Source organism: Pseudomonas sp. Irchel s3a10 (assembly GCF_900187525.1).
In the GTDB taxonomy this organism is placed as follows: domain Bacteria; phylum Pseudomonadota; class Gammaproteobacteria; order Pseudomonadales; family Pseudomonadaceae; genus Aquipseudomonas; species Aquipseudomonas koreensis_G.
Genome location: NZ_FYDR01000001.1, coordinates 816,828 through 840,250 on the forward strand (window position 1 = coordinate 816,828; position 23,423 = coordinate 840,250).

Consider the following 23,423-nt stretch of genomic DNA (forward strand, 5'->3'; position numbering starts at 1 on the left):
TCAGGAATATACGATTTTTCCTTGGCATTCACTCCTCGCTAGCATGTCCCGGTCTGCCTCCAACGACATAAAAGACAGGGAGATTGCCATGCCCACTGACAATATCAATATCGGCGAACCGTGGATGTGGGGCGCGTTTATCGTCTTCGTCCTCGCCATGCTTGCACTGGACCTGTTCGTCTTCGGCGGACGCAAGGCACACCGCGTTTCAGTGCGGGAAGCATCCTGTTGGGTGATCGCCTGGTGCGCACTGGCCTTGACCTTCGCCGGGTTGCTCTGGTGGTACTTGAACGGCGAGTTCGGCGCCGAAATTGCCCAACGCAAGACGCTGGAATTCCTCACCGGTTATCTGATCGAGCAGTCACTGTCGATCGACAACATGTTCGTCTTCGTGATGATCTTCAGCTACTTCGCCGTGCCACCGGAATTGCAGCGCCGGGTGCTGCTGTACGGCGTACTCGGGGCGATCGTGATGCGCGCGGCGATGATCTTCGCCGGGGTGTGGCTGGTGTCGCAGTTCGAGTGGCTGTTGTATGCCTTCGGGGTGTTCCTGATCATTACCGGGATCAAGATGCTGATGTTCGCCGAGCAACAACCGGACCTCGAAAAAAACCCGCTGCTGCGCTGGGTGCGCGGGCACATGCGGATCACGCAGGGCTTTCATGGCGAGCGCTTTTTTGTGCTGCAGAACGGCGTGCGCTGGGCCACGCCGATGTTCCTCGTGCTGGTGCTGATCGAGGCCAGCGACCTGATGTTCGCGGTCGACAGCATCCCGGCGATCTTCGCCGTCACCACCGACCCGTTCATTGTCTTCACCTCGAACATCTTCGCGATCATGGGCCTGCGCGCGCTGTATTTCCTGCTGGCGGACATGGCCGACCGCTTTCATTTGCTCAAGTATGGACTGGCGATTGTGTTGGTGTTCATCGGCGGCAAGATGACGCTGATGCCATGGTTTCACATGCCGGTGGAGTGGTCGCTGGCGGTGGTGGGCGGGGTGATTCTGGGGTCGGTGGTGTTGAGTCTGATCGTCACTCGCAAGGAAGACCTCCAACGCACCGAATGACACAACATCTGCCGGCGTGACATTAATGAAAATGTCAGCTGATCGGACGCCTTCGCGAGCAAGCCCGCTCCCACAGTGGATTGACGGTGAATGAAAGATCTACGATTAGCCAAGATCCAGGGTGGGAGTGGGCTTGCTCACGAAGACGGCGGCACATCCAGCATCAATGTTGGCTGACACGACGCATCGCGAGCAGGCTCACTCCTACAGGGACCGCGTTGTTACTTGTCGGACTTGATGCTGGTCCACACCCGCGTGCGTACGCGTTCGAGTTTTTGCGGTAGTGGCTGGACGACATAGAGGGTTTTCAAAGCCTCAGGCGTTGGCGTCAGGTTCGGGTTGCCGGTGATGTCCTTGTTCACCAGCGGCATCGAATCCTTGTTCACGTTCGGGTAGCCGAGGAAATCACTGATCGGCGCAATGACTTTTGGATCGAGCAAGGTGTTGAGGAACTCATGCGCCTCTTCGACATTCTTCGCGCTTTTCGGAATGGCGAAAGTATCAAACCAGATCGGCGCGCCTTCCTTCGGCAAACGCCAATCGACCACCACACCGTTACCCGCCTCTTTCGCACGGTTGCCGAACTGATAGAAGCTGCCGGAGTAACCGATGGCCACGCAGATGTCGCCGTTGGCGATGTCGGTCATGTACTTGGCGGAGTTGAAGTAAGTCACGAAAGGACGAATCTTCAGCATCAGGTCCTTGGCCTTTTCATAGTCGGCCGGGTTCTGGCTGTTCGGGTCGAGGCCGAGATAATGCAGGGCCAGCGGCAAAATTTCCGACGGTGAATCGAGCATCGCCACGCCGCAGGATTTGAGCTTCTCCATGTTCTCCGGCTTGAACACCAGATCCCAGCTGTCGACCGGTGCGTTGTCGCCGAGCGCGGCTTTGACCTTGGCCGGGTTGAAGCCGATCAGCACCGTGCCGTACATGTAAGGCACGCCGTACTGGTTGCCGGGGTCGTTGGCGTCGAGCAGTTTGAGCAGTGCCGGATCCTGATGGCTCCAGTTCGGCAGTTTCGACTTGTCGAGTTTCTGGAACACCCCGGCCTTGATCTGGGTGTCGATGAACTGGTTCGACGGCACCACCAGGTCGTAGCCGGAGTTGCCGGTGAGCAACTTGGCCTCCAGCGATTCGTTGGTGTCGAAGGTGTCCCAGGTCACTTTGATGCCGGTTTTCGCGGCGAAATCCTTGGGCACCGACGGCAGAACGTAATCCGCCCAGTTGTAGACCCGCAGCTCGCGCTGCTCGGCGTGTACCGCGCTGGCCAGCAGCGTCAGCCCACACACGGTGGCACCCAGAATGCGTTTCATCGTGACCATGGTTGTTTCCCCGGATTGCGACGTGAGATCGATGGTTTTTATGTTCTGTACACGGCAGCGGCTGCAAAGGTAGCCAAGGGCAAGGAAGGTTCAGCGTTTCGTTATGGCTTTGATTCTTGCCGACCGCGGGGCCGCGGCACAGTGGTTGACGGGCCAAAAGGGGATCGAAATGGCCAATTTGAATGTCCGCTGGAATGCGGAGTCTGGGAGGAGATCACTTGTAGTGAGGGGATTTATCCCCGATGGGTCGCGAAGCGGCCCCCTTTATATCTCAAAGGGTGCCGCACTCGCTGACTTCACGACTGCTTCGCAGCCGATCGGGGATAAATCCCCACGCCACGTTGCTTCTGCGTCTGCCCGCGTGTGGCGAGGCAGTAATACAACGGCACCGTCACCACCAGGCCGAACAGCCACGACAGATCCGCACCGTCCACCAGATTGGCGTACGGCCCGACGTACAGCGACGTATTGGCGAACGGCAGTTGCACAATGATCCCGATGAAATAGGCAATGATCGCGTGCGGATTGAAGCGCCCGTAAATGCCGCCGTCCGCGCGAAAAATCGAGCTGATGTCATAGCTGCCACGCTTGATCAGGTAGAAGTCGATCAGGTTGATCGACGCCCACGGCACCAGCACCAGCAGCAACGCCAGAATCAGCCCGATGAACTGCGAAATGAAATCCGCCGAGGCCCCCAGCGCTACCACGCAGCAACCCGCCAGCACCACACTCGACAACACCACACGCACCTTGATGCTCGGCGTCCACTGATCGGCAAAGGTCTGGATCGAGGTGATGATCGACAGCACCGCGCCATACAGATTCAGCGCGTTATGGCTGATGATGTTGAGCAGGAACAACACCATCAGAATCGGCCCCAGCCACCCGGTGGACTGCCTGACCGCCGCCATCGCCTCGGTGCCTTCCGGCGTTGCCAGTACCGCCACGGCGCCGAAGCTGAACGACAGAATCGTCCCCAGCGTCGCCCCCAGATAAGTGGCCCAGAACGGTTTGGCGATACCGATATCCGCCGGCAGGTAACGCGAATAGTCGGACACGTACGGCGAGAAGCTGATCTGCCAGATAATCCCCAGCGACACCGTCGCCAGCCAGCCCGACAGGTTGAAGCTGCCGCGCGTCAGGAAGTCTGCCGGCAAGTCGTGGGCGAAGATGTAGATGAAACCGGCGAGCAGCGCGCTGCCCATCACCCAGGTGCCGATGCGGTTCAGCGTGTGGATGAAGTTGTAGCCGATCACGCCAATCGCCGTGGCCGCCAGTGCGCCGATCAAAATGCTCAGCGGTACCGGCACTGACGGTGCGATGCCGACAATCGATTTACCGGCAAGCACGATGTTGGAAATGAAGAAACCGATGTAGATCAGCGCCGCAAAAAACACGATCAGCAGTGCGCCGTAACGCCCGAACTGGCCACGACTCTGGACCATTTGCGGAATGCCCATGCGCGGGCCTTGCGCCGACGCCAGAGCGATCACCACCCCGCCGATCAGGTGCCCCAGCGCAATCGCCAGCAGCCCCCAAAGCAAATCGAGATGGAACACCTGAACCACCATGGCGCCGGTGACGATGGGCAGTGGCGCGATGTTGGTGCTGAACCATAAGGTGAAAAGGTCGCGGGCCTTCCCGTGGCGTTCCGCGAGTGGGACGTAGTCGACCGTGTGATTCTCGATCAACGGATCTTGCCGGGACATCTGGGACATATGCATGAACTCGAGTTTGTCTGTTCTTATCTTTGTATGAAGCCAAACCGGGGGGACTCTGCGGTCGCCCCTCAGATGCAGACCATATTATGGTATTCCAAACATTTCACAAGACTGATCCGTAGTTTACGGCGCTAGCTGATCCGCCATCCTCACTGATACCGCGACCTGCAGGCCAGCCGAAAGCCCAATAAACGCTGAGTTTCCGACGAAAGCACCACGTTTATCGGTTCAGCCTAAAAGCCCTTGCAAAGAAAAAATACTGGTATACCATCAGACCAACAAATACATAAAAATCGCGTCACAACACCCGAGGACCGTCCAATGATCGATGCTGCCATTTACAAACAAGTCATGGGCTCGTTTCCGTCCGGCGTCACTGTCATCACCACGCTGGACGATGACGGCCAGATCGTCGGCCTCACCGCCAGCGCCTTCAGTTCACTGTCGATGGACCCGGCGCTGGTGCTGTTCTGCCCCAACTACAGCTCCGACTCCTACCCTGTGCTGATCAAGAACAAACGCTTCGCGATCCACGTCCTGTCCGGCGGCCAGCAAAGCGAAGCCTACGCCTTCGCCCGTAAAGGCAAGGATAAGGCGCAAGGCATCGAGTGGACGTTGAGCGAGCTGGGCAACCCAATCCTGGCCAACGCGACGGCTATCATCGAGTGTGAGTTGTGGCGCGAATACGAAGGTGGTGACCACGCGATCATGGTCGGCGCGGTGAAGAATCTGATCGTCCCGGAGCAGCACACCGGGCCGCTGGTGTATTGCCACGGCAAGATGGGCGCCCTGCCCGTTCTGGCCTGAGCAAAACTTCAACCCCACACAAATCCACTGTGGGAGGGGGCTTGCTCCCGAAGGCGATGTGTCAGCCACCAGAGATGTCGATTGACCCACCGCTTTCGGGAGCAAGCCCCTCCCACACAGTTTTGTAGCCTCAATAACAAAAGATCCGAGGAAGCGTCATGAAATTTTCCCTGTTCATCCACATGGAACGCTGGGACGAAAGCGTCAGCCACCGCCAACTGTTCGAAGACCTGACCGAACTGACCCTGATGGCCGAGGCCGGCGGTTTCAGCACCGTGTGGATCGGCGAACACCACGCGATGGAATACACCATCTCGCCCAGCCCGATGCCGCTGCTGGCCTACCTCGCCGCCAAAACCACCACCATTCACCTGGGCGCCGGCACCATCATCGCGCCGTTCTGGCACCCACTGCGGGTCGCTGGTGAATGCGCGCTGCTCGACGTCATCAGCAACGGACGCATGGAAGTCGGCCTGGCCCGTGGCGCCTATCAGGTCGAATTCGATCGCATGGCCGGCGGCATGCCCGCCTCCAGCGGCGGTCAGGCCCTGCGCGAAATGGTCCCCGTAGTCCGCGCTTTGTGGCAAGGCGACTACGCCCACGACGGCGACATCTGGAAATTCCCGACCTCCACCAGCGTGCCGAAGCCGATTCAGAAACCGAATCCGCCAATGTGGATCGCCGCCCGCGACCCGGATTCGCACAACTTCGCCGTGGCCAACGGCTGCAACGTCATGGTCACGCCGCTTATGAAAGGCGACGAAGAAGTCGTCGACCTGAAGAACAAGTTCCAGGCCGCACTGGACAACAACCCCGACGTCCCGCGCCCGCAATTGATGGTGCTGCGCCACACCCACGTGCACTCGGCGGACGATCCGGACGGCTGGAAAGTCGGCGCCAAGGCGATCTCACGGTTCTATCGCACCTTCGATGCGTGGTTTGGCAACAAGGAGGTGCCAGTCAACGGCTTCCTCGCTCCGAGCCCGGAAGAGAAGTTTGCCGGGCGTCCGGAGTTTGAGCTGGAGAGCCTGCACAACACGGCGATGATTGGTACGCCGGAAGAGATTATTCCGCGGATCAAGTACTACCAGGAGCTGGGGGTGGATGAGTTCAGTTTCTGGTGTGACAACAGTCTGCCGCATGCGGAGAAGAAGAAATCGTTGGAGTTGTTTATCAGGGATGTGGTGCCGGCGTTTCGCTGAGCCACTACCATTTCTCTGGACTGACAAAAAGCCCCGAGCAATTCGGGGCTTTTTATTTTAAATGAGGAAAATGCATGTTCCTGCCTGCGAACTCAACCACTTTTGAAGCAGCATCACACTCGCGCCAATAAATGGCGTGCACGCTCGGACATTTCAGCGTTATCAACCTTGGCCAGCAATTGCAATTTTTCTCTAGCCTTATCGGTACCAATCTCGTGTAAAGCATAAATGCATTTCACACCTAGAGCATGCTCGGAAGCGATATACGGATAACGGGTGAGCGCCGTCTTGAATAAATAGTCAACCGCCCCAGGGTATCTGAAAACCTTCAATTCCCTCGCAATATTCTCGTGACTGATGTGCCAATCTTCAACGAGTAAGCGGCATAACACATCCGCACAGTCCTGAGTGTAGCCGAACACCGCACCGAATATCAGCAAGCATTCCAAACTATCAGCGTCTTTAATTTCAAGGGCAGTTTCCAGTTCAGCACGCAGGTAATCTTCGGGGATATCCCCACCCTTAAATAGAGACTCAAGAAAACAGTCTTTTGAGATCCGATACGATACCAGATCAATCATCAAGCCCTGCTGTTGTTGATTCATAGCCCGCCTCCGAAAAACCGTTGTCATCGCCAAATTCATTCATATCCAGGGAAAATCAGGCGTAATTTCACAAACAACCCCAGCCGACACAAGAATATTTCTAGCCTGTAAAACCTCCTGCGCCTGACCGCTGAATACCAGAGTATCGCCTTGCTGGAGTGTAATCCTGGACAGTAAATAATTTTGACCTGTCACCTCGGAGACAGCACTCACCTGAGCCTGATTCCGATAGTCGCCGCGACAGCGAAGTTCATACCTGCACCTATCCAGCTGGATACCGGGCATATTCGTTGTCACCACCGACCAGTCACACTGATCACAGCGGGCTCCCTGTGTACTACCTTCTTTGAAGACAATCAAATTGCCTCCACACTGCTCGCACTTCACTCCATAGGATTCATTCATTAGCGGCAACTACAATCAATAATATCCAGACTTGCTTCTTCGTGTGGACCTGCAGTAACTATGCACCGTGCATCGGCTTGAAGTCTTCAATTATTTTGTTTTTTTGCTTCAATACAGAGGCTACAAAATCGGCGTCAATCTCTAGAAGAAATACGATAGCATCGTAAATCTTCCATCGGTGCAAATCAAAGTGATCGATTATCGAGAGAAGATGGTCTTTTATGAAAGGTAGATATTCTTGATTCCCTGTTCTCCTCGCAAAATCAAGTGCACCAATGATTTCAAATGGCTGACTACTCGCCAATACAATTATTTTCGAAACAAGTGGAAATACTTCAGCTCTCGCGAGCTCCGCGTGGCCCCGATCAGCCATATTGGCATAATATTGAGTCAGTGCAAAAAGTACATGGCAATAAGTATCGTCATAACCGTGTAATCGATGGCTATACGTCCCCTCAATACTTTCAGGTTTTTCCAAGCACTTCTCGAGAGCCATCAAACCGCTTGGGCATCCCCAATTGGTCAAAAGCTTCGCAGCAAGAAACCGTTCATTATCGTCCTGAGTGCGGCACAGCAACTCCTCCACTGCGTCAACTCGCTCCTGAGGAATATCCTCTGGATCCAAGTCTCCGGCTTCTACAGCATAATCAGCGTGTTCCGGGATATCGTTTAAAAGCCTGTATGTTTTTGAGTCCATAAGATCTCCATTATGACCTTATCTGGTTGTTCCAGATGCGAGCCTTGACTGGATCGTCATTCTGCGAATCAACTTCATCACAGAAAAAAACATAAATCCGCTCCATTCTCGCCCCCTCCTAAACGTGGTCTGTCCCCATTTACCCATCATCAGCCTTTCATGCGCTCCAAGAACTCGGCCATTGCCTTTGGATCACGCTCCACAAGCTCTTCAATCAAATCTTCCGCTGCCCAATGCAGAATCATGTCCCCTCCCTCCCCATCCTTGCAGAGGATGAGATCATTTGACAGAGAAGAGTCAACGACATTGACCTCTCTATCACTGAGCGACATCAGGCCACCGTAGCCATCATAAGGAATAACCCAGTAAAAGCGCTCGCTCTCTATCCAGTAAATACCGAACACCTGCACAGGCTCTTCTCGCCCAATTTCTCGAACAATCATATCCACATCACTCAATAGTTCTTCCGGGCTGCAGCGCAGGCGGCAGCTGTTTCTGCGTTGTGATTTTTCATATCAGGTTAACGGGGACAGACCACATTTTCGAAGCGCTTTCTAAACGTGGTCTGTCCCCATTTACTGCCTAGAAGTATCTGCCCACCGCACATAAAAGTGGCAGAACATGTATTCGAAGTATTTTTATAAACGTGATCCGCACTATTAATTGTTGGAGGCTACAACCATAGCTACAACTGCCAGAATGTCAGACAAACGCCATATTCATCGAGAAGATCGTCAGCAATTTCAAACTGAAACACCTTGTCTGGAAAGCAATCTGATAATGCGCGTCTCCAATATCCAGTGAGCTGCTCGGCAAACATGTGACAAAGACGATAGTCTTCTTCCGACAGACCGACCTTAAACACGTGGCGGTCCGGCGCTTCTTCCCATTTTGAAAAGAACTGATTTATTGAAAAATTATTTCTGTATCGCTCAACGTCTCTACGCAATTCACTTTTTTCCAACACGCCAGCTTCTATTTCAACCAGCCCCTTCAAAGAAAACTTTTGCGTGTCGAACTGCTCAGCGTTAGGCAACCAAAAAACATGCCCTTCAAACTCAATAAAATCAGGAGAAAGCAAACCTAGAACAGAAATGGTTTGTTACAACGAAACAAGATTTCCTACATACGAAAAAAACTCCTCGGAACCGATGTTCGAAGCAAATAAATTCAATGATTCTTTAGCGATATTACCCTTAAAAATTTTCATCACTTCAACCTTAAGCTATGCAGAACCGCCTGAGAGGTTAACGGGGACAGACCACATTTCCCGAGTACTTTCTAAACGTGGTCTGTCCCCATTTACCCAAAAAGCTCTGCATGACGGGGCGTCATCATCAGGCGCAAAGCCTCGGAGCGTGCTCGCGGATCGGTAAGGCTTAAACCTTCTCCTTCTTTCGCCTTTTGATCTCCTCCATTTTTGCGAAAATCCAGATACCGCTTCCACCAAAAAAACCGTAGATAAGCGAAAATCTCAAAGAAACCAACAGGTCCTCACCACTAAAACCCCAAACTCCAAGTTTACAATAGATAATAACCGCGCCTATCAAACTTCCAAGCAATCCGACGAGGTAAAAAAACATCACCGCCTTCAGAACCAGCACTGGGTATAAACGAAACCTGACCTTTATTGGAGTCATTTCTTATTCCAGAAAGCGTTGACCTTGTCGATTACAACCTTCGGTAAAAATAAATCTGTGACAGGTTAACGGGGACAGATGAAGGTTAACGGGGACATTTTCGGAGTGCTTTCTAAACGTGGTCTATCCCCATTTACCTTCCCATTTCACCTTTACAAGGTCTGCCCCATTTAGCTCTCTTTTATTTAAACTAATAGCGAATCCACTTCCCTGTAGAAATTAATTCAGGGCTATCTGGATCAACCAAATAAAGCCACTCTGGGTCATGCCCTACGCATCCTACCAAAACACCTAACGCATTTGGGTTTGTGGGCGTTGACGTATAGTGCACAGCACCAATATAGCTTCCCACACCATGAGCGCTTTTTAATTGGAAGCGTAAGGAACCATCAGAGTTGTAAATCGCCGCATTATTTGGACAGTTAAAAAACCAAGGAAATACAGACATGCCAAATTTTGATGGTACCTCATTGAAGACGACCAAAAACCCTGTTCTATCAGCAAGAATGTAAGGCATCTCACTGACGGGAATGCGTAGTTCCACGCCGTTCTCAAAGGCCAAATATCGTTCAAAACGTACGACGGCGTGCTTTTGCGCAGGGAGAAAACGGGGACAGACCACGTTTTCACTAGATGGTCGACTTTTTCGGCCGTCCCGGGCTCCCTCTCTGCACGCGGCGACCGATCATTGTCTCGACCTCAACAGCAAATTTTGAACCGCCAAAAACATTATTTCCATTGGTCGCCTCACGAATCTGGTCAACCAATTCTGACTCTAAGTCATTTTTGAACAGTTCGCGGTAAGCATCTGCCGGGTGCCCACCCCGCCCTCCAAGCGCCAAATACTGCTCATGAGGGGTAACAATGTGTGAGCGTTCTGATTGTGCATTAACACGGTAACTTGACCAGCGATATTCTGCCGGATGAATTACCATTTTCGCTCTAACGGGATTCATTTCGATGTATCGATAACAGCACAACAAATATCGTTCGCTCTCAACAAGGCAGGAACGATACCGGCCTTCCCACAAACTTCCGCTGCGACCATATGTACGATTTATATATTGGACGTATCTCTCGCCAACACCTTTCATCAGCAGGCTTGAGCTGTTGGCATTACGAGGACTGACTAACAAATGAACGTGATTAGTCATTAGGCACCACGCATGAATATCACAATTACTTTTAGAGGCCTGCTCGACTAGAAGCTCCAAGTAAAAAAGGTAGTCTTCCTCGTTAAAAAAACAAACAGATCTATTATTTCCTCGTTGAATCAAGTGCAGAGGTACGCCTGGTATCAAAACTCGGGATCTGCGCGGCATCAATGAATCCTTTCAATTGGTCGAACTGAAAGCTTAGCGCGCTGCAAGACTCAAATGACGAAAAAATTTTACGTATTGTTTCAGTCAATTATATTAAACGCGACCTGTCCCCACTTACCCTAAATAATCAAGCCAATCATCGGATTTTATGCCTTGATTCCTCCTAAGAAATTCATCATACCGAGGCTTGTTCTTCTCAAGACTGTCATCCTCAAGATCTATACAAATAAAGCTTCCCCCTCGCTCCTCAACAAATATGGAGGTTGCCTTAACTTTTATCGGCAAGACATTCTCTAAAACACCGGCAATCCTCGCCCGATGAAAAATAGAACTTTTTCCGCCACCCAAAGGAAAAATCTTATCCATTATGGAAAACATAATTTCCGGTCTGGATATTTCAACCCTATCACCTTCTTCGTAATTTTCAGAATACTTCTCCAGCACGAGAAAGAGCCTAAAGCCAATAATCACCAGCCACCCTTCCAACTCAACAACGTCACCAATCTTCAGGACTATTTCCTATAACAAAGGGTTAACGGGGACAGACCACATTTTCGGAGTGCTTTCTAAACGTGGTCTGTCCCCATTTACCTTTTCAGAAAACATCAATATGGGTTATGCAATCGAGGCTAGGCAAAATATCTAAACATCAAGTTATGGATATATGCCGAGCCGCTCAAGCTCAGAAAAAAAATACTCCATACCTTCCCGCACGCTATCTGTATCTTTCCTTATTACAACATTGTTACCTGTCGACATATTTAAAACAAAAGTATAAACATTACTCTCTCTTTCACCATCCACCTTAAAGATGAAAAAGCCCTTATTTTTCATCGCCACCAACTCTAGTATTTGAATAAACTCCTCTAGCCCGACGCTATTCATACTTGGCGAACCGAAACGGGCTGCATACTTTTCAGAAAGCTCATAGAAAGACATTAATCCAGCCCTCTTAATGCTTTTGAAATATCTTGGACATTAGTCAGCTCCCCTGTCGCAACTTTATCTACCACATTCCAAATAATTTGTTTTGGCGGGCCATCCACGCCGTTTCTTATAATCAACTGCTCAACCACCTCAACGGCAGTTCGCTTGTTCCCATTATCAAACAGATGCCCGCCAGCAATATCCCTGATCATTGAGCCAACCTTATTATAAAAACCATCATAATTGGCAGCATTTGCAATAGCCGTATCAACTTCTCTAAATGAAACCGAACCGCCAAACTGTGAATTTATAGCAGTGATGTCGTCTGCACTTAAGCCGACCTTGAAACCACCAAGGCCTGTTCCACTTGGAAGGTTTGACCCTGAACTTAAGCCACTGGTAGCTAGATCATCCACCTTTCCGACAGTGCCACCAGTTACTTTTACACCACCTGCGCCATCAATAATTGCTTCTGCACCCCCCACTGCTTTGGAGGCCGTAAGGACTGGGAGAATCGCACCCGCGATGGCACCACCATCTCCTAACGCATCAAGAAAAAGTTTACCCCATTGCCCTTGCAGCAGGTATTGCGACTTTTGAGTTTCTCCGGCTGTTTCTCGCAAGCACGAGATAGTGCCACAGCTCAGGTTCGCCATTTTTACGCTGACTAAAGTGAAAGCCTTACAGAAATCCGACTGACAATTCAGCAGCAATTTCTCTCCCAGGGTCTTGCTGGCCTGGTCAAATTGAGCCTGCTCAGCCTCATTGAAACCATTCTGGCTATCGGCTATAGGCTTCCACTTGTTCAGCTCATTTTCCTGACATTGCACATCCTTCCCGCACGCCTCTACCAATTGCTTGGAAATGGCCTCTTTCTGCGCATGGGTCAAGTAGTTATTAGCCGTAGCCTGCTGTGCCACCCATCCTGCAACTTGTTGATCTTTATCGCTTCCTCCCGCTGCGGCAGCTACCGTCATGCCCAGCAGTTGAGAGGTCATGGCCAGTACTTGATCGTGCGCAGCACCCGGGAATATTTTCTCCCCGGCTAAGTCAATGAGTGCCTTGTTCGCGCCGGCAGCCAATGCGGAGGTTGCAAAGTCTCCACCGGCAGCTTCACCGATCAATCCACCGACAATCGCATGCACGGCGACTTTGGTTGGTAAACCACTGCCAAGAAGGCTATCACCGACTTTTTCGTAAATGGCACCGCTCAAGGCATCTGCCGCCAGGCCGATTACCGCCTGACTCAAGTTGTCTTTGAACTTCCCACCGTTGACAACAGTTTTCAGTGCCGAATTAACCGCCAATCGAACACCAATAGCCTGACCCGCAATGCCACCACTAACCCCAGCCGCTACATAATTTTTCAGACTGTCGGTTGAAGTGACATCCTTGATAACTGCTCCCAGATTCCCTCCATTATTGATCGTACTGATCACTGCGCCACTGGCAGCAGACGTCAACACAGCAGTTGCAGCAATATTCGCCCAACCGGCGGCAGTCGCCGTGCCTGCAAGCGAAGTTCCTGCAGCCGCCATGGCGGTTCCCGACCCTGCCGTCGCTCCAGCCGCCGTACCTACAGCGGCACTTGCTGCACCCGCAGTCAATGCGGTCACGATGATGATGATCGCCAACATCGCACCCTGACCAAGTCCAGAGTGGCTGTACTTGAAGCTCTCATGAGCCTCCTGCACCTTGCGCCAATCGACATCTCCGCGTTGCTCGGCGTCCTTCAACCAAGCTAACTGCGGATTAGCCTGCACCATTGTCTCAATGGTCTGACTCACCGTTTTCTGGTCGATTTGCCTGATATCAATCTTCAGGCCATCGACCGCTCTGATCACCAGATTCCCCTCCGCGGTCAATTCACTTTGTCGCAAGGTTTCGTCGGTGTGCCCCTTACCCTTCATGGAGTTCCAGGACAGACTACTACTGCTTTTTTCGTGACTTTCCTGCTTGAGGTCCTTTACCCCTTCAAAGGTCACGGAACCACCGCTTTGCACCATCAGGTTGTTACCGCTATCAAGCTTCGCCACTTGATAGCGCTGATCACCACCGCTGACCAAAATCAGGTCTCCACCTGTGGTGATTTCAGTGCCGACATGAGTGACGCTAGTGACTTCGTCGCGCTTGGTTTTTTTGCTGCCGAAGCTGCCCTTTTTCTTCATGTCATACAACGAGTAATCCGTGTCTTGCGCGGCTAGGATATCGATACGGTCCCCGGCCACCAGATAAGCCTCATCCCCTGAGGTGATACGGCTGGAGATCACCGCAAGATTCTGGCCCGCAGCCAACGCCACATCACCGCCTGCGGTAATACCGGACATGACCTGGCTAACGTGATCTTCCTGACGGGTAACTTTCTTATTCTTGGATAAAGAATGTTCTTCATCAGCAGCCGAACTAACAGTCAGGTTTTCCGTAGCTGACATCGCAAGGTCACGCTTGGCGTCGATCTGACTGGCGATGACTGTAAGATCACGACTCGCATCAGCCTTGAAGTCACGCCCAGCATCGATGTCAGCGCCCAGTTGGGTGATGTCGCTGCTGTTGTGCCGATCGTCGTGGAACACGCTGTTGGTGACTTGCACCGACGACACGTTAATGTCGCGCCCGGCATTCAGGACCATGTCCTGGCCGCTTTTCATCACGCCACCGGTGATGTTGATGTCGTTGGCCGCTTTGACGGTCAGATCATTGGCCGCTTCGATCCGCGCCGCGTTGTCGGCGTAGTCATGATGCTGGGTGCCGAAGCGGGTGCTGTTGTCGGACGAGGTGATGGTGCGTTCGTTGATCACATCCCCGGTGCGAGTCGTCAGGTTCACATCGCGCCCGGTGATGATCCCGCCGGACTTGTTGACGATATTGTTGGTCGCCAACAGATCAAGTCGATTGCCCGCCTCAATCACGCCACTGTTGACCAGATCCTTGCCCGCCGTCGCCGACAGGTTATTCGTCGCCTTCAACGTCCCGACGTTGTCCAGGTTCTCACCGGCAATCAGCGTCACATCATTACCGGCAATCAACGCACCGGTCGGGCCGAGGCGACCATTGGCCTGCGCCAGATAAACCACCGGCACCAGCACTTTTTCGCCGTTCACTTCGTGCTCTTCGAGCCAGACGATGTCGTGCGTCAGCGCGGCAACTTGCTGCGAGGTGAGGCCGACGCCTACCGACAGGTTGAGGGCGTCCTTGCTGGCGATGGCGTTGTTCATCAGGTACTTGAACATGCCTTCGTTGGAGGTCTGGCCGTCGATGAACGCCTGGCCGGTGCGGGCGGTGACGGCTTGCTGGATCAGGCGTTGCTCGTAGAGGCCGTCGCCCAGACGTTTGGCGCTCTGGTCGGGGTCGTAGCCGAGTTTTTCCAGCAGGTAGTCGGAGCTCATGAACGACTTGAGGTCGGTCAGCACCGGGTTGGTTTCGATCAGGTATTTGTGCGCGTTGGACGGCGCCTTGGTGTCCGGCAGACCGGTGACGCGGGTCACCGGACGAGTGTCGATTGACTCCCTGGCGTCGTTGCCGCGGTCTTTCATGCCCGGATCGGCGGGTTTCACCGGCACGTTGACGTCGACCGTGCTGGCGACGGCCTGCACGATGCTCGGGGTGCGGTGGAACGTATCTACTGCGCGTGTGCTGTCGGAGACTGCAGGAGGGGCGTCAACGAAAAGGTTGCGCGGGCCACCACTGCTTCCGGCTACTACGTGTGCCTCGGTAGTGACGGTTTGCCCACCTACGGTCCAGGTTGGCGCCGGGCCGGTCGCGGCGACTGGCACAGTATCAGCGGCGCCCTGGCCGCTCAGGCGGAACAGACCGTTTTCCCCGGTTGGCAGGGAAAAGCCTGGCAGGGACAGCGGGTTGACCTGCTGCTGGGCGAGGTCCGGCGGCAGTTGGCTGTTAAGGTGCACCAGCAACGGTTTACCTGTACCACCGCCTTGTGTGTTTTGGCGACGGTCGACTCCTGCACTGAAGCCGTAGTCTTGATGGATAACGCTGTTGGTCAGGTTCTGGGACGCGGTGATATTCACCTTGCCCCCCGCCTGCACCACAGCGCTCTGCACAGCCCCGCCATCACGGGAAATTTCGATGTCACTTTCCGGCGTCAAATTGGCAAGAGCGGCTGGAATCGAAAGCAAATTGTTCGGGTCGTATTCTGATTTCTGACCCGTGGCCGGATGCTGATAGGCACCGTACTTCATGAGTTTCTGGCCGGTTTCCGCATCGACCAGAATATCGCGTACCTCTTCGCTCCCCTTGCGGAAAAACGTTTCCTTCGCATGCTTGCCAGTACGGAACTGCCCGGCATCATCCATGTAGTGGAACGTCAGCGGTCCATTATCATTGCGCTGGTTGTACTCCCAGACATCCCCACGCATGAAGCGTGAATACGTGCCGTCAGTAATGCCCGGCATCTTGTAGATCCGCGTGCGCTCGATAGTGCCGGCGGAAGCACCGACGTTGCTGAAGTTGGCAGCATTGACGGTGATGTCACGAGCAGCCACCACTTCACTGCGACTGTTGAGGAAGTCTCCACCGTTGAAAGTAAAGTTCCCACCGGACGTCAATTTCGCGCCGGGAGACTGATCGGACACGCCCCCTTCGTAAATTTCTTTCAGGCCAAAGTCGACGTAATAGGTATCACCGCTGCAGTCATTGCACTTGGTTGCAATGAACCCGGAGACCAACTTTCGCGATACTTCAAACTTTTCTCCACGGTTGTTCAGTGTCGCGGCGTTGATCGACATATTGCCAACGCTTTCCATAGTCCCGGAAATGTTTTCCAGAATATTGGCCCGCTCTACACCTCCGTAACCCTTGATAGTCAGGTCGCCCAAACTGTAGAAGTCACCGTAGCTATTAGTGAGGCTAGTGACCTCAAGGTTGGTGTTCTCACCACTGAAAATCAGGCCACGATCATTCACCAGGTTCGGCGTCTTGATCGTTACCGACTGAGCGCCGCCCAAGGTGCCTGTATTGTTGAGGCTGCCGGCTTCAACGGTAAGATCTGCGTTGGATGTCAGACGTCCGGCGTTGTTGAGCAAGCCGCCAATCTTGATCTGCATATCGCCACCACTGGCGATACTGGAAACAGAATCGAGCGTCAATTGTGCTGCTGTGAGATTAATTCCGCCGACGCTCGACAGGCGTCCATTGCCGCTATAACTACCGCCCAGTTGCATATCGATGACGCCATCACTGGCGATCAAACCATTATTTATCCAATTACCACCGCGCGCCTGCAGCGACTCAGATGCGAGCAACTGTCCACTGACAGTCTGGCTAAACTGCCGAACATTGACGTTCAACCGCCCGGCCTGAATCACGCTGGAGTTGTTCCAGGTATCAGCATTGAGTTCCAGCAGCCCACCGGTGGTGATGCTGCCCCCCGCACCGATCACATTGGCCGTGGAGATCTCGAACTTGCCACGGCCGACGTGGTTGAGTTGCCCGCCGTCATTGAGGAAGCTGCCGACGTTGACGGTCATGTCGGTGTTGGCGGTTTCCAGCACGCCGTTACGATTGTCGAGTTGGCCACCGATCTGCAAATCAGTCTTGCCCCAGTTGCCCAGCGAACGCAGACGACCATTCTGGTTGTTGACGCTGGCCGCCCTGACGGCGAGTTGCGTGTTGCTTTCAATGACGCCCGCAACGTTGCTCAGTGCGCCGCTGAGGCCGAAGTCGATGCGCTCACCGGCAATCTGCCCGGCACCGTTGTCCAGATTGGTGCCGCTGACGCTCACCAGACCTTTGGCATAAAGCACACCGTTGCGGTTATCGAATCCGGCCGTGGTGATGTTCGCATCTGTCGCTTGCGCGGAGATGCGTCCACCGTTGTTGTCCAGCCCCGCCAATGCCGTCAGCTTCAGACCCTGCGCCTGAATGATGCCGCCCTGGCGGTTGTTGTTGAGGTCGTAGCCATTGCGCAGTACACCTACCGTGCGCGCTTCGAGCGCGCCCTTGATGCTGGACAGAGTCCCGCCACGGTTATCGATATTGGCGGCGTTGATGCTCACATCACCGTTTTGCGCGATGACCTTGCCGCTCTGGTTGTCGAGGTCGCCGCTGATATCCAGGGTCAGGCCGTTTTCACTTTGCAGCGCGCCTTTGCCGTTACTCAGGCTGGCCGCCTTCAGTTGCAGGGCGGCGCTCTGGCTGTAGATCAAGCCGTCAGCATTGTTGCGTACTGCGCCGCTGGCGGTGATCTGTAGCAGATCATTGGCGGCGATGGTGCCCTTGTTGCTGTTGTCCAGCGAGCCGGTCGACAGCTCCAGGTTTTTCTGGCTGGCGAGTTGGCCGTTTTGGTTGCTCAGATCAGTCACGCCCTTGATCAGCACGGGGCCTGCGCCAGCCAGTCGGCCACCGTTGTTGTTGAGGTCGCCGCTGAGGTTGAGGGTGATCGCGTCGTTGCTGGCGATCTGGCCGCCACTGTTGTCCAGTCGCGAAACCGTGGCGATGATCGCCTGCTGCGCATTGATCGCGCCGCCGACATTGGTCAGCGCCATGCTCAGCAGATCCAGCGCACCGTCACTGGAGATCAAGCCGTCCTGATTGTTATTGAGCGCGCCGCTTAGCGTGAGGGTCTGCCCTGCTCCGCTGCTCAGAATGCCTTTGTTGCTGTTATCGAGGCTGCCGGCCTTGACGGTCAGGCTGCCCTCGGCAACCAGCGCACCGGCACCACTGTTTAGCAAAGCGTCTTTGAGATCGACCGCGACATCGCCGAGCTTGCTGGAGAGTGTGCCGCTGTCGCGGTTGTCGAGGCTGTCGCCGCTGACGCTCAGCTCTTGCCAGCCGGACAGCAAGCCTTTCTGGTTGGTGATCGAGGTGCCACGCAGCAAGAGTTTTTCGCCGCTGATCAACTTGCCGGCGTTGTTATTCACGGCACGAGCGATGACGTCGAAACCCAGGCTGCTGGAGATCTCACCGCGCTGGTTGTTCAGGTCGCGTAGACGTTTGAGGGTCAGCGGGCCTTTGGCGGTGAGCAGACCGTTCTGGTTGTCGAGGTCGCCATTGGCCAGGTCCAGCGTAACGGCTTGGTCGCCCAACAGGCGGCCGCCGTTCTGGGTCAACGACGTCAGGGTCAGATCGATGTCACCCGCGGCGGAGATTTCCCCGCCATTGCTGGAGTCGAGACTGGTCGCGGTCAGCTTCAGATTGCCCTTGCTGTTGATCAAACCACTGTCACGGTTGTTCAGCGCCATCGCATTGAGCGTGACCGCGCTGACACCCAGTAACGTGCCGCTCTGGTTGTTCAGATCGGCGCTGCTGATGTTCAGCGCCTGCGCGGCACTGATCAGGCCGCCGGCATCGTTGCGCAGCAGGCCATCGACCGTGAGTTCAAGATCGCCACGGCTGACCAGGCTGCCACCGCTGTTGTTCAGGCTGCCTGCCCGCACATCGATCGACGCCGCGCCGATCAGGCCCTTGACGTTGTCCAGCGCGTTGGCGATGCGCAGGGTCAGCCCCTGATTGCTCAGGAGTTTGCCGTTACTGTTGTCCAGGCTCTGCGCGGTCAGGGTGAACGATTCAGTGCTGGAGATCGTGCCTCCCTGGTTGTTGACGCCGTTGAGTTGCTTGAGCAGCAGAGTACCGGGCGCGCTGATCACGCCGTTGATGTTGTTCAATTGGCCGTGGTTCAGGTCCAGGCTCAGGCGCGTGTTGCTGAGCAGCTTGCCGCCCTGTTGATCGAAGCCTGTCACCGACGCGGTGAGTACGCCCTGGCTGCCGATACTGCCGGCATCACTGTTGGTGACCTGGCCGGCGACGAGATCGAGCGTGTCGGCGCTGCTCAGCGAACCGCTGCTGTTATCGAAATCACCGGTCGTGACCGTGACCGCGCCTTTGCCGCTGACGGTGCCCTTCTGCCGGTTATCCAGACCGGTACTTTTCAGCACAAGGAGGCCATCGGTGACGATCCGTCCGCCCTGGTTATCGACCTTGCCAGTGCTGTCGAGAGTGAGGTCTGCAGCGCTGGACAGGCTGCCACCGGTATTGCTCAGTTGCGCAGTATTGACGGTCAGCGCGCCTTCGCTGCTGACTTTACCGAGGTGGTTGGTGAAGTCGCCGCTGAGGTTCAGCAGCATGTCCTGCTGGCTGAGCAATTCACCGCCGCTGTTGTCCAGCGTACGACCTTGCAGCTTCAGCAGCGTGCCCGTATCGATCAGGCCCTTGTTGCGGTTGAGCAACTGATCGACCGTGAGCGTCAGTGCCTGGCTGGTGAAGATCTTGCCGCCATCGCTGTTATCGAGTTTTTTACCGGTCAGCAGCAGATCGCTGTTGGTGGTGATTTCGCCGCCACGGTTGTCCAGCTCATCGACCGTCAGGGTCATGGCCTTGGTCGAACCGAGCAAGCCACCCTGGCGGTTGTCGAAGGTTTCGGCAGTCAGTTTGAGCCCACCGGTGGCGATCAGTTTACCGTTCTGGTTGTTCAGGGTTTTTACCTGAATGGAAGCATCGGACTTGCCGGCAATGCTGCCCTGCTGGTTGACCAGCGTATCGGCGGTCAGCGTCAGTTCACCGTCGGCGATGAGTGTGCCGGACTGGTTGTTCAAGGTCTTGTCGGTGGTCAGCACCAGAGGGCCACGACTGCTGATCAAGCCATCCTGGTTGTCGAGGCTCACGGAATGGCTGTCGAGTGCCGCCGCAGAAATTACGCCTTTGAGGTTGTTCAAGGCTTGAGCAATGCGCAGCGTCAGCCCTTGCTGGCTGATCAGCTTGCCGTTGCTGTTGTCCAGGTCATTGGCGGCGAGGGTGAATGCTTGCTGGCTGGAGATCTCGCCGCTCTGGTTGTTCACGCCATTGAGGTTTTTCAGCAGCAGGGTGCCGGGCGCGTTGATCAGACCGTTCTGGTTGTTCAATTGCCCATGGTTCAAATCAAGGCTCAGGTCGGATTTGCTGAACAGTTCGCCACCCTGCTGATCCAGCCCGGTGACCGATACGTTCAACGCTTGCTGGCTGGCAATCCGGCCAGTAGCGTTGTTGACCTGAGCGGCCTTGAGCGTCAGAGAGGCTTCACTGGTGAGTTTGCCGCCCAGGCTGTTATCCACGTCGCCGGTATCGACATGGCTGGCGCCTTTGGCGCTGATCAAACCTTTCTGGCTGTTATCGAGGCTGGCACTGGTCAGGGTCAAGGAGCTGTCGGTGCTGATCGAACCCGCCCGATTGAGCACCGCGCCACGACTGGTGACCGACAATACGCCGGCTGTGCTCAGGCTACCGGCGCTGTTGTCGATCCGGCCGACATTAGCCGTCAGCGTGCCCTCGCTGCTGATAGTGCCCTGCGCGTTGATCAAGGCATCGTCGAGGGTAATCACCAGACCGTTGAGACTGTTGAAGCGACCGCCGCTGTTATCCAGGCTGCTGCCGGTCAGCGTGGTTGCGCCCTTGGCGCTGATCAGGCCTTGATTCAGGTTGATCAGTTTCGCCACGGCGAGGCCCAGCTCGGTGCCGGCCAGCAGCTTGCCGCCGTCGCTGTTGTCCAGGCGCTGGCCTTTGATGCTGAGCAGCAGACTGCTGGAGATTTCGCCGTTGCGGTTGTCGATGTCGTCGACAGTCAGTGTCAGCGCTTTTGTGGTGCCGACCAGACCGCCATTGCGGTTGTCGAGCGTCTTGCCGGTCAGGCTCAGATTGCCCTGAGCGACCAGCGCACCACCCTGCTGTTGCAGCAACCCGATGGCCGCAGTCAGATCACCTTGGCTGGAGATCCGACCTGCGACGTTTTGCACTTCGCCCGCGTTGAGGCTGACCGGACCGACCGCACTGATGAGTCCGCCGCTGTTGTCCAGACGTGTACCGGCGTAAGCGATACCGGACTTGCCGGTGATCTGGCCCTTGTCGCGGTTATCCAGGCGATCGACGTTGAGCGTCAGTTGCTGATCAGCCTGGATCACGCCTGTGCGGTTGTCTGCCGTATCGCTGCGCAGTGCCAGCGTAGTTTTGCCGATGACTTTGCCGTCGCGGTTGTCGAGGCTGCCGGTTTGCGCATCGATGGCGCCCTTGGCGGTGATCTCGCCTTTGTTGCGGTTGTCGAGTGCGCCGCGCAGACGCACGGTCAGGCTGTCGTCGCTGACGAGCACACCGCCATCGCGGTTATCCAGGCTGGCCGCCTGCAGACTCACCAACTGGCCCGAGCCGAGCACGCCATCACGGTTGTCCAGCGCGCCGCTGAGGTCGATATTCAGCCCCAGGTCGCCGAGGATCTGACCGCTGCGGTTGTTCACCGTTGCCGCGTTGAGCCGGGTGACGCCGCTGCTGGAAAACTCGCCGTTGCTGTTGTCCAGCTGACCGAAACTACCGGTCAGATTGCCCGAGCTATGGATCACCCCTTGAGTGTTGAATAGCTGATTGGCGGTGACGTTCAGCGTCGCATTGCCGAGCACGCGTCCCGCATTGCGGTTGTCCAGTGTGCCGGTGCTGATCGTGGTGCTTTGACCGCTCAACGTACCGCCCTGGTTGCTCAGGGTTTGCGCGGTGCTGACGGTGAGACTGCGGCTGGCCACCAGACTCTTGCCAGTGTTGTCGAGACTCTGCGCACTCAGGTTCAGATCACCGTTGCCGTTGCGCCCGCCATCGGCGTTGACCCCGGCTTCGATAACGCCGCCGTTGGTCAATTGCCCACCGGCACTCAGGGTAATACTGTCGCGGGCCGCGAGGGTCTGGCGGTTGGTCAGATTGCCTTGGGTTTGCACGTTCAATGCTGTGCCGGCATACACCGGCCCGCGCGCATCGAGACTGGCCGCCTTGACGTTGACCGCACCGGTCGCCGAGGTATCGGCCAGACTCAACTGCCCGTTGGCATCGAGCTGAATATCGCCACCGCTGGCGATCAGTTTACCGTCGAGCCTCACCCCGACCCCGGCCTCGGTGCCGACCAGTTTGATCGCCCCGGCATACATCCCGCCGAGTGCCGAGGAGTCAATCGCCAGTTGCGGTTTGGTGCTGCCGTCATCGGCACGGGCCGTGGCGTTCAAGGTCTGTGCGTTGACGTCGTTGCGTCCGGCAACAATCGTCAGGTTCTGCGCCTGCAGTTGCGCGTTGATCTTTGCGCTGCGGGTGATGATTTCGAAACGGTCGACGTTGTTGGCGTTGAGGCCGGCGCCTTCGATCGCTACAGAACCCTGATCAACCTGAAAACGATCCAGCCGGCCCGCGCCATCCAGCACCGGTTTGCCGGTGGTCAGCGTCACGCGCGGTGCATTGATGAAGCCGCAACCATTACAAGTGATGCCATACGGGTTGGCCACGATCACTCGCGCCGACTGCCCCGCCACCTCGGTGTAACCGCGCAACTGGCTCGGGTTGCCGCTGATGACTTCGTTGAGAATCGCTTGCGCCGAGCCGCTGTTTTTCAGGTTCGGGTTGCCGATGATGTGCCCGGCCAACTGGGTGTTCGAGGTTTGCGCCGAGCCGTTGTTGAGGATGACACCCTGCGCGCCGACGTTGTAATCGTGGAACTGGTTATGCGACAGCCCGCTGCCGTTGGGCGTGGCGATGTTAATGATCGGCACGCCATTGCCGGCCCGGTCCAGCGCGGTGTTGGGGTTGGCCACGACAATGCCGTCGGCCTGCGCCCACATCGGCTGCCAGAACATGACGTTCGCCAGCAGGAACGCCAACCCGCGCTTGGGCATACCCAGGAACGACTCACGGTTTTTTACGGCCGCAGAAGGCTGGCCCGCAAGGAAGGCGAACTGACGAACATCCATGTCGATGGTC

Annotated in this window: 14 protein-coding genes; 3 read left to right on the plus strand and 11 right to left on the minus strand. The window is 55.3% G+C overall.

All coding sequences use genetic code 11. The features are described from left to right. Positions 1–88 precede the first annotated feature (88 nt). Entirely contained in the window at positions 89–1,066 is a 978-nt protein-coding gene (locus CKW11_RS03515) for a TerC family protein (protein WP_095136413.1), read from the plus strand. A 221-nt stretch (positions 1,067–1,287) separates the two neighbouring features. Here the strand turns inward: CKW11_RS03515 and CKW11_RS03520 are convergent, their stop codons facing one another. Beyond that, the gene (locus CKW11_RS03520; protein ID WP_095136414.1) at positions 1,288–2,388 is read right to left on the minus strand and encodes a polyamine ABC transporter substrate-binding protein; all 1,101 of its coding nucleotides are present in this window, start codon (positions 2,386–2,388) and stop codon (positions 1,288–1,290) included. 296 nt (positions 2,389–2,684) lie between these two features. Then, positions 2,685–4,106: a cytosine permease gene (locus CKW11_RS03525; protein WP_095136415.1), complete on the minus strand. Its 1,422-nt coding sequence runs from the start codon at positions 4,104–4,106 to the stop codon at positions 2,685–2,687. Between the two features lie 324 nt (positions 4,107–4,430). Between CKW11_RS03525 and CKW11_RS03530 the strand changes: the two genes are divergently transcribed. Further along, positions 4,431–4,916 (plus strand): flavin reductase family protein, encoded by a 486-nt coding sequence (locus tag CKW11_RS03530; protein WP_003225754.1) that lies wholly within the window; start codon positions 4,431–4,433, stop codon positions 4,914–4,916. Between the two features lie 158 nt (positions 4,917–5,074). Next, positions 5,075–6,118 carry an LLM class flavin-dependent oxidoreductase gene (locus CKW11_RS03535; RefSeq protein WP_095136416.1) on the plus strand — a complete coding sequence of 348 codons (1,044 nt, stop codon included), beginning with the start codon at positions 5,075–5,077 and terminating at the stop codon, positions 6,116–6,118. 113 nt (positions 6,119–6,231) lie between these two features. On the opposite strand, the gene CKW11_RS03540 is transcribed toward CKW11_RS03535, so the two are convergent. From CKW11_RS03540 to CKW11_RS03580, 9 genes are all read right to left on the minus strand, one after another. Further along, positions 6,232–6,723, minus strand: coding sequence for a hypothetical protein (locus CKW11_RS03540; RefSeq protein WP_143499911.1), 492 nt, complete (start codon positions 6,721–6,723; stop codon positions 6,232–6,234). Positions 6,724–7,186: 463 nt separating this feature from the next. Beyond that, complete coding sequence (locus CKW11_RS03545; protein WP_095136418.1) at positions 7,187–7,825, minus strand: hypothetical protein; 639 nt, start codon at positions 7,823–7,825, stop codon at positions 7,187–7,189. Between the two features lie 149 nt (positions 7,826–7,974). Continuing rightward, entirely contained in the window at positions 7,975–8,274 is a 300-nt protein-coding gene (locus tag CKW11_RS03550) for a hypothetical protein (RefSeq protein ID WP_253150072.1), read from the minus strand. Positions 8,275–8,510: 236 nt separating this feature from the next. Next, the gene (locus CKW11_RS03555) at positions 8,511–8,906 is read right to left on the minus strand and encodes a hypothetical protein (RefSeq protein ID WP_253150066.1); all 396 of its coding nucleotides are present in this window, start codon (positions 8,904–8,906) and stop codon (positions 8,511–8,513) included. Positions 8,907–9,655: 749 nt separating this feature from the next. Further along, positions 9,656–10,009, minus strand: a complete 354-nt coding sequence (locus CKW11_RS27565; protein ID WP_143499913.1) for a hypothetical protein — start codon at positions 10,007–10,009, stop codon at positions 9,656–9,658. A gap of 85 nt (positions 10,010–10,094) precedes the next feature. Then, positions 10,095–10,787, minus strand: a complete 693-nt coding sequence (locus CKW11_RS03565; RefSeq protein ID WP_095136421.1) for a transposase — start codon at positions 10,785–10,787, stop codon at positions 10,095–10,097. Between the two features lie 114 nt (positions 10,788–10,901). Next, complete coding sequence (locus CKW11_RS03570) at positions 10,902–11,258, minus strand: hypothetical protein (protein ID WP_143499915.1); 357 nt, start codon at positions 11,256–11,258, stop codon at positions 10,902–10,904. 183 nt (positions 11,259–11,441) lie between these two features. Then, positions 11,442–11,726, minus strand: a complete 285-nt coding sequence (locus CKW11_RS03575; RefSeq protein ID WP_095136423.1) for a hypothetical protein — start codon at positions 11,724–11,726, stop codon at positions 11,442–11,444. After that, on the minus strand, positions 11,726–23,413 hold the full coding sequence (locus CKW11_RS03580; RefSeq protein ID WP_095136424.1) for a filamentous hemagglutinin N-terminal domain-containing protein: 11,688 nt from the start codon (positions 23,411–23,413) through the stop codon (positions 11,726–11,728). The genes CKW11_RS03575 and CKW11_RS03580 overlap by 1 nt, the downstream gene beginning before the upstream one ends. Positions 23,414–23,423 lie beyond the last annotated feature (10 nt).

Coding starts and splice junctions, on each gene's coding strand:
- CKW11_RS03515 (WP_095136413.1), top strand. CDS start 89: ATGCCCACTGACAATATCAATATCGGCGAACCGTGGATGTGGGGCGCG.
- CKW11_RS03520 (WP_095136414.1), bottom strand. CDS start 2,388: ATGGTCACGATGAAACGCATTCTGGGTGCCACCGTGTGTGGGCTGACG.
- CKW11_RS03525 (WP_095136415.1), bottom strand. CDS start 4,106: ATGTCCCAGATGTCCCGGCAAGATCCGTTGATCGAGAATCACACGGTC.
- CKW11_RS03530 (WP_003225754.1), top strand. CDS start 4,431: ATGATCGATGCTGCCATTTACAAACAAGTCATGGGCTCGTTTCCGTCC.
- CKW11_RS03535 (WP_095136416.1), top strand. CDS start 5,075: ATGAAATTTTCCCTGTTCATCCACATGGAACGCTGGGACGAAAGCGTC.
- CKW11_RS03540 (WP_143499911.1), bottom strand. CDS start 6,723: ATGAATCAACAACAGCAGGGCTTGATGATTGATCTGGTATCGTATCGG.
- CKW11_RS03545 (WP_095136418.1), bottom strand. CDS start 7,825: ATGGACTCAAAAACATACAGGCTTTTAAACGATATCCCGGAACACGCT.
- CKW11_RS03565 (WP_095136421.1), bottom strand. CDS start 10,787: ATGCCGCGCAGATCCCGAGTTTTGATACCAGGCGTACCTCTGCACTTG.
- CKW11_RS03575 (WP_095136423.1), bottom strand. CDS start 11,726: ATGTCTTTCTATGAGCTTTCTGAAAAGTATGCAGCCCGTTTCGGTTCG.
- CKW11_RS03580 (WP_095136424.1), bottom strand. CDS start 23,413: ATGGATGTTCGTCAGTTCGCCTTCCTTGCGGGCCAGCCTTCTGCGGCC.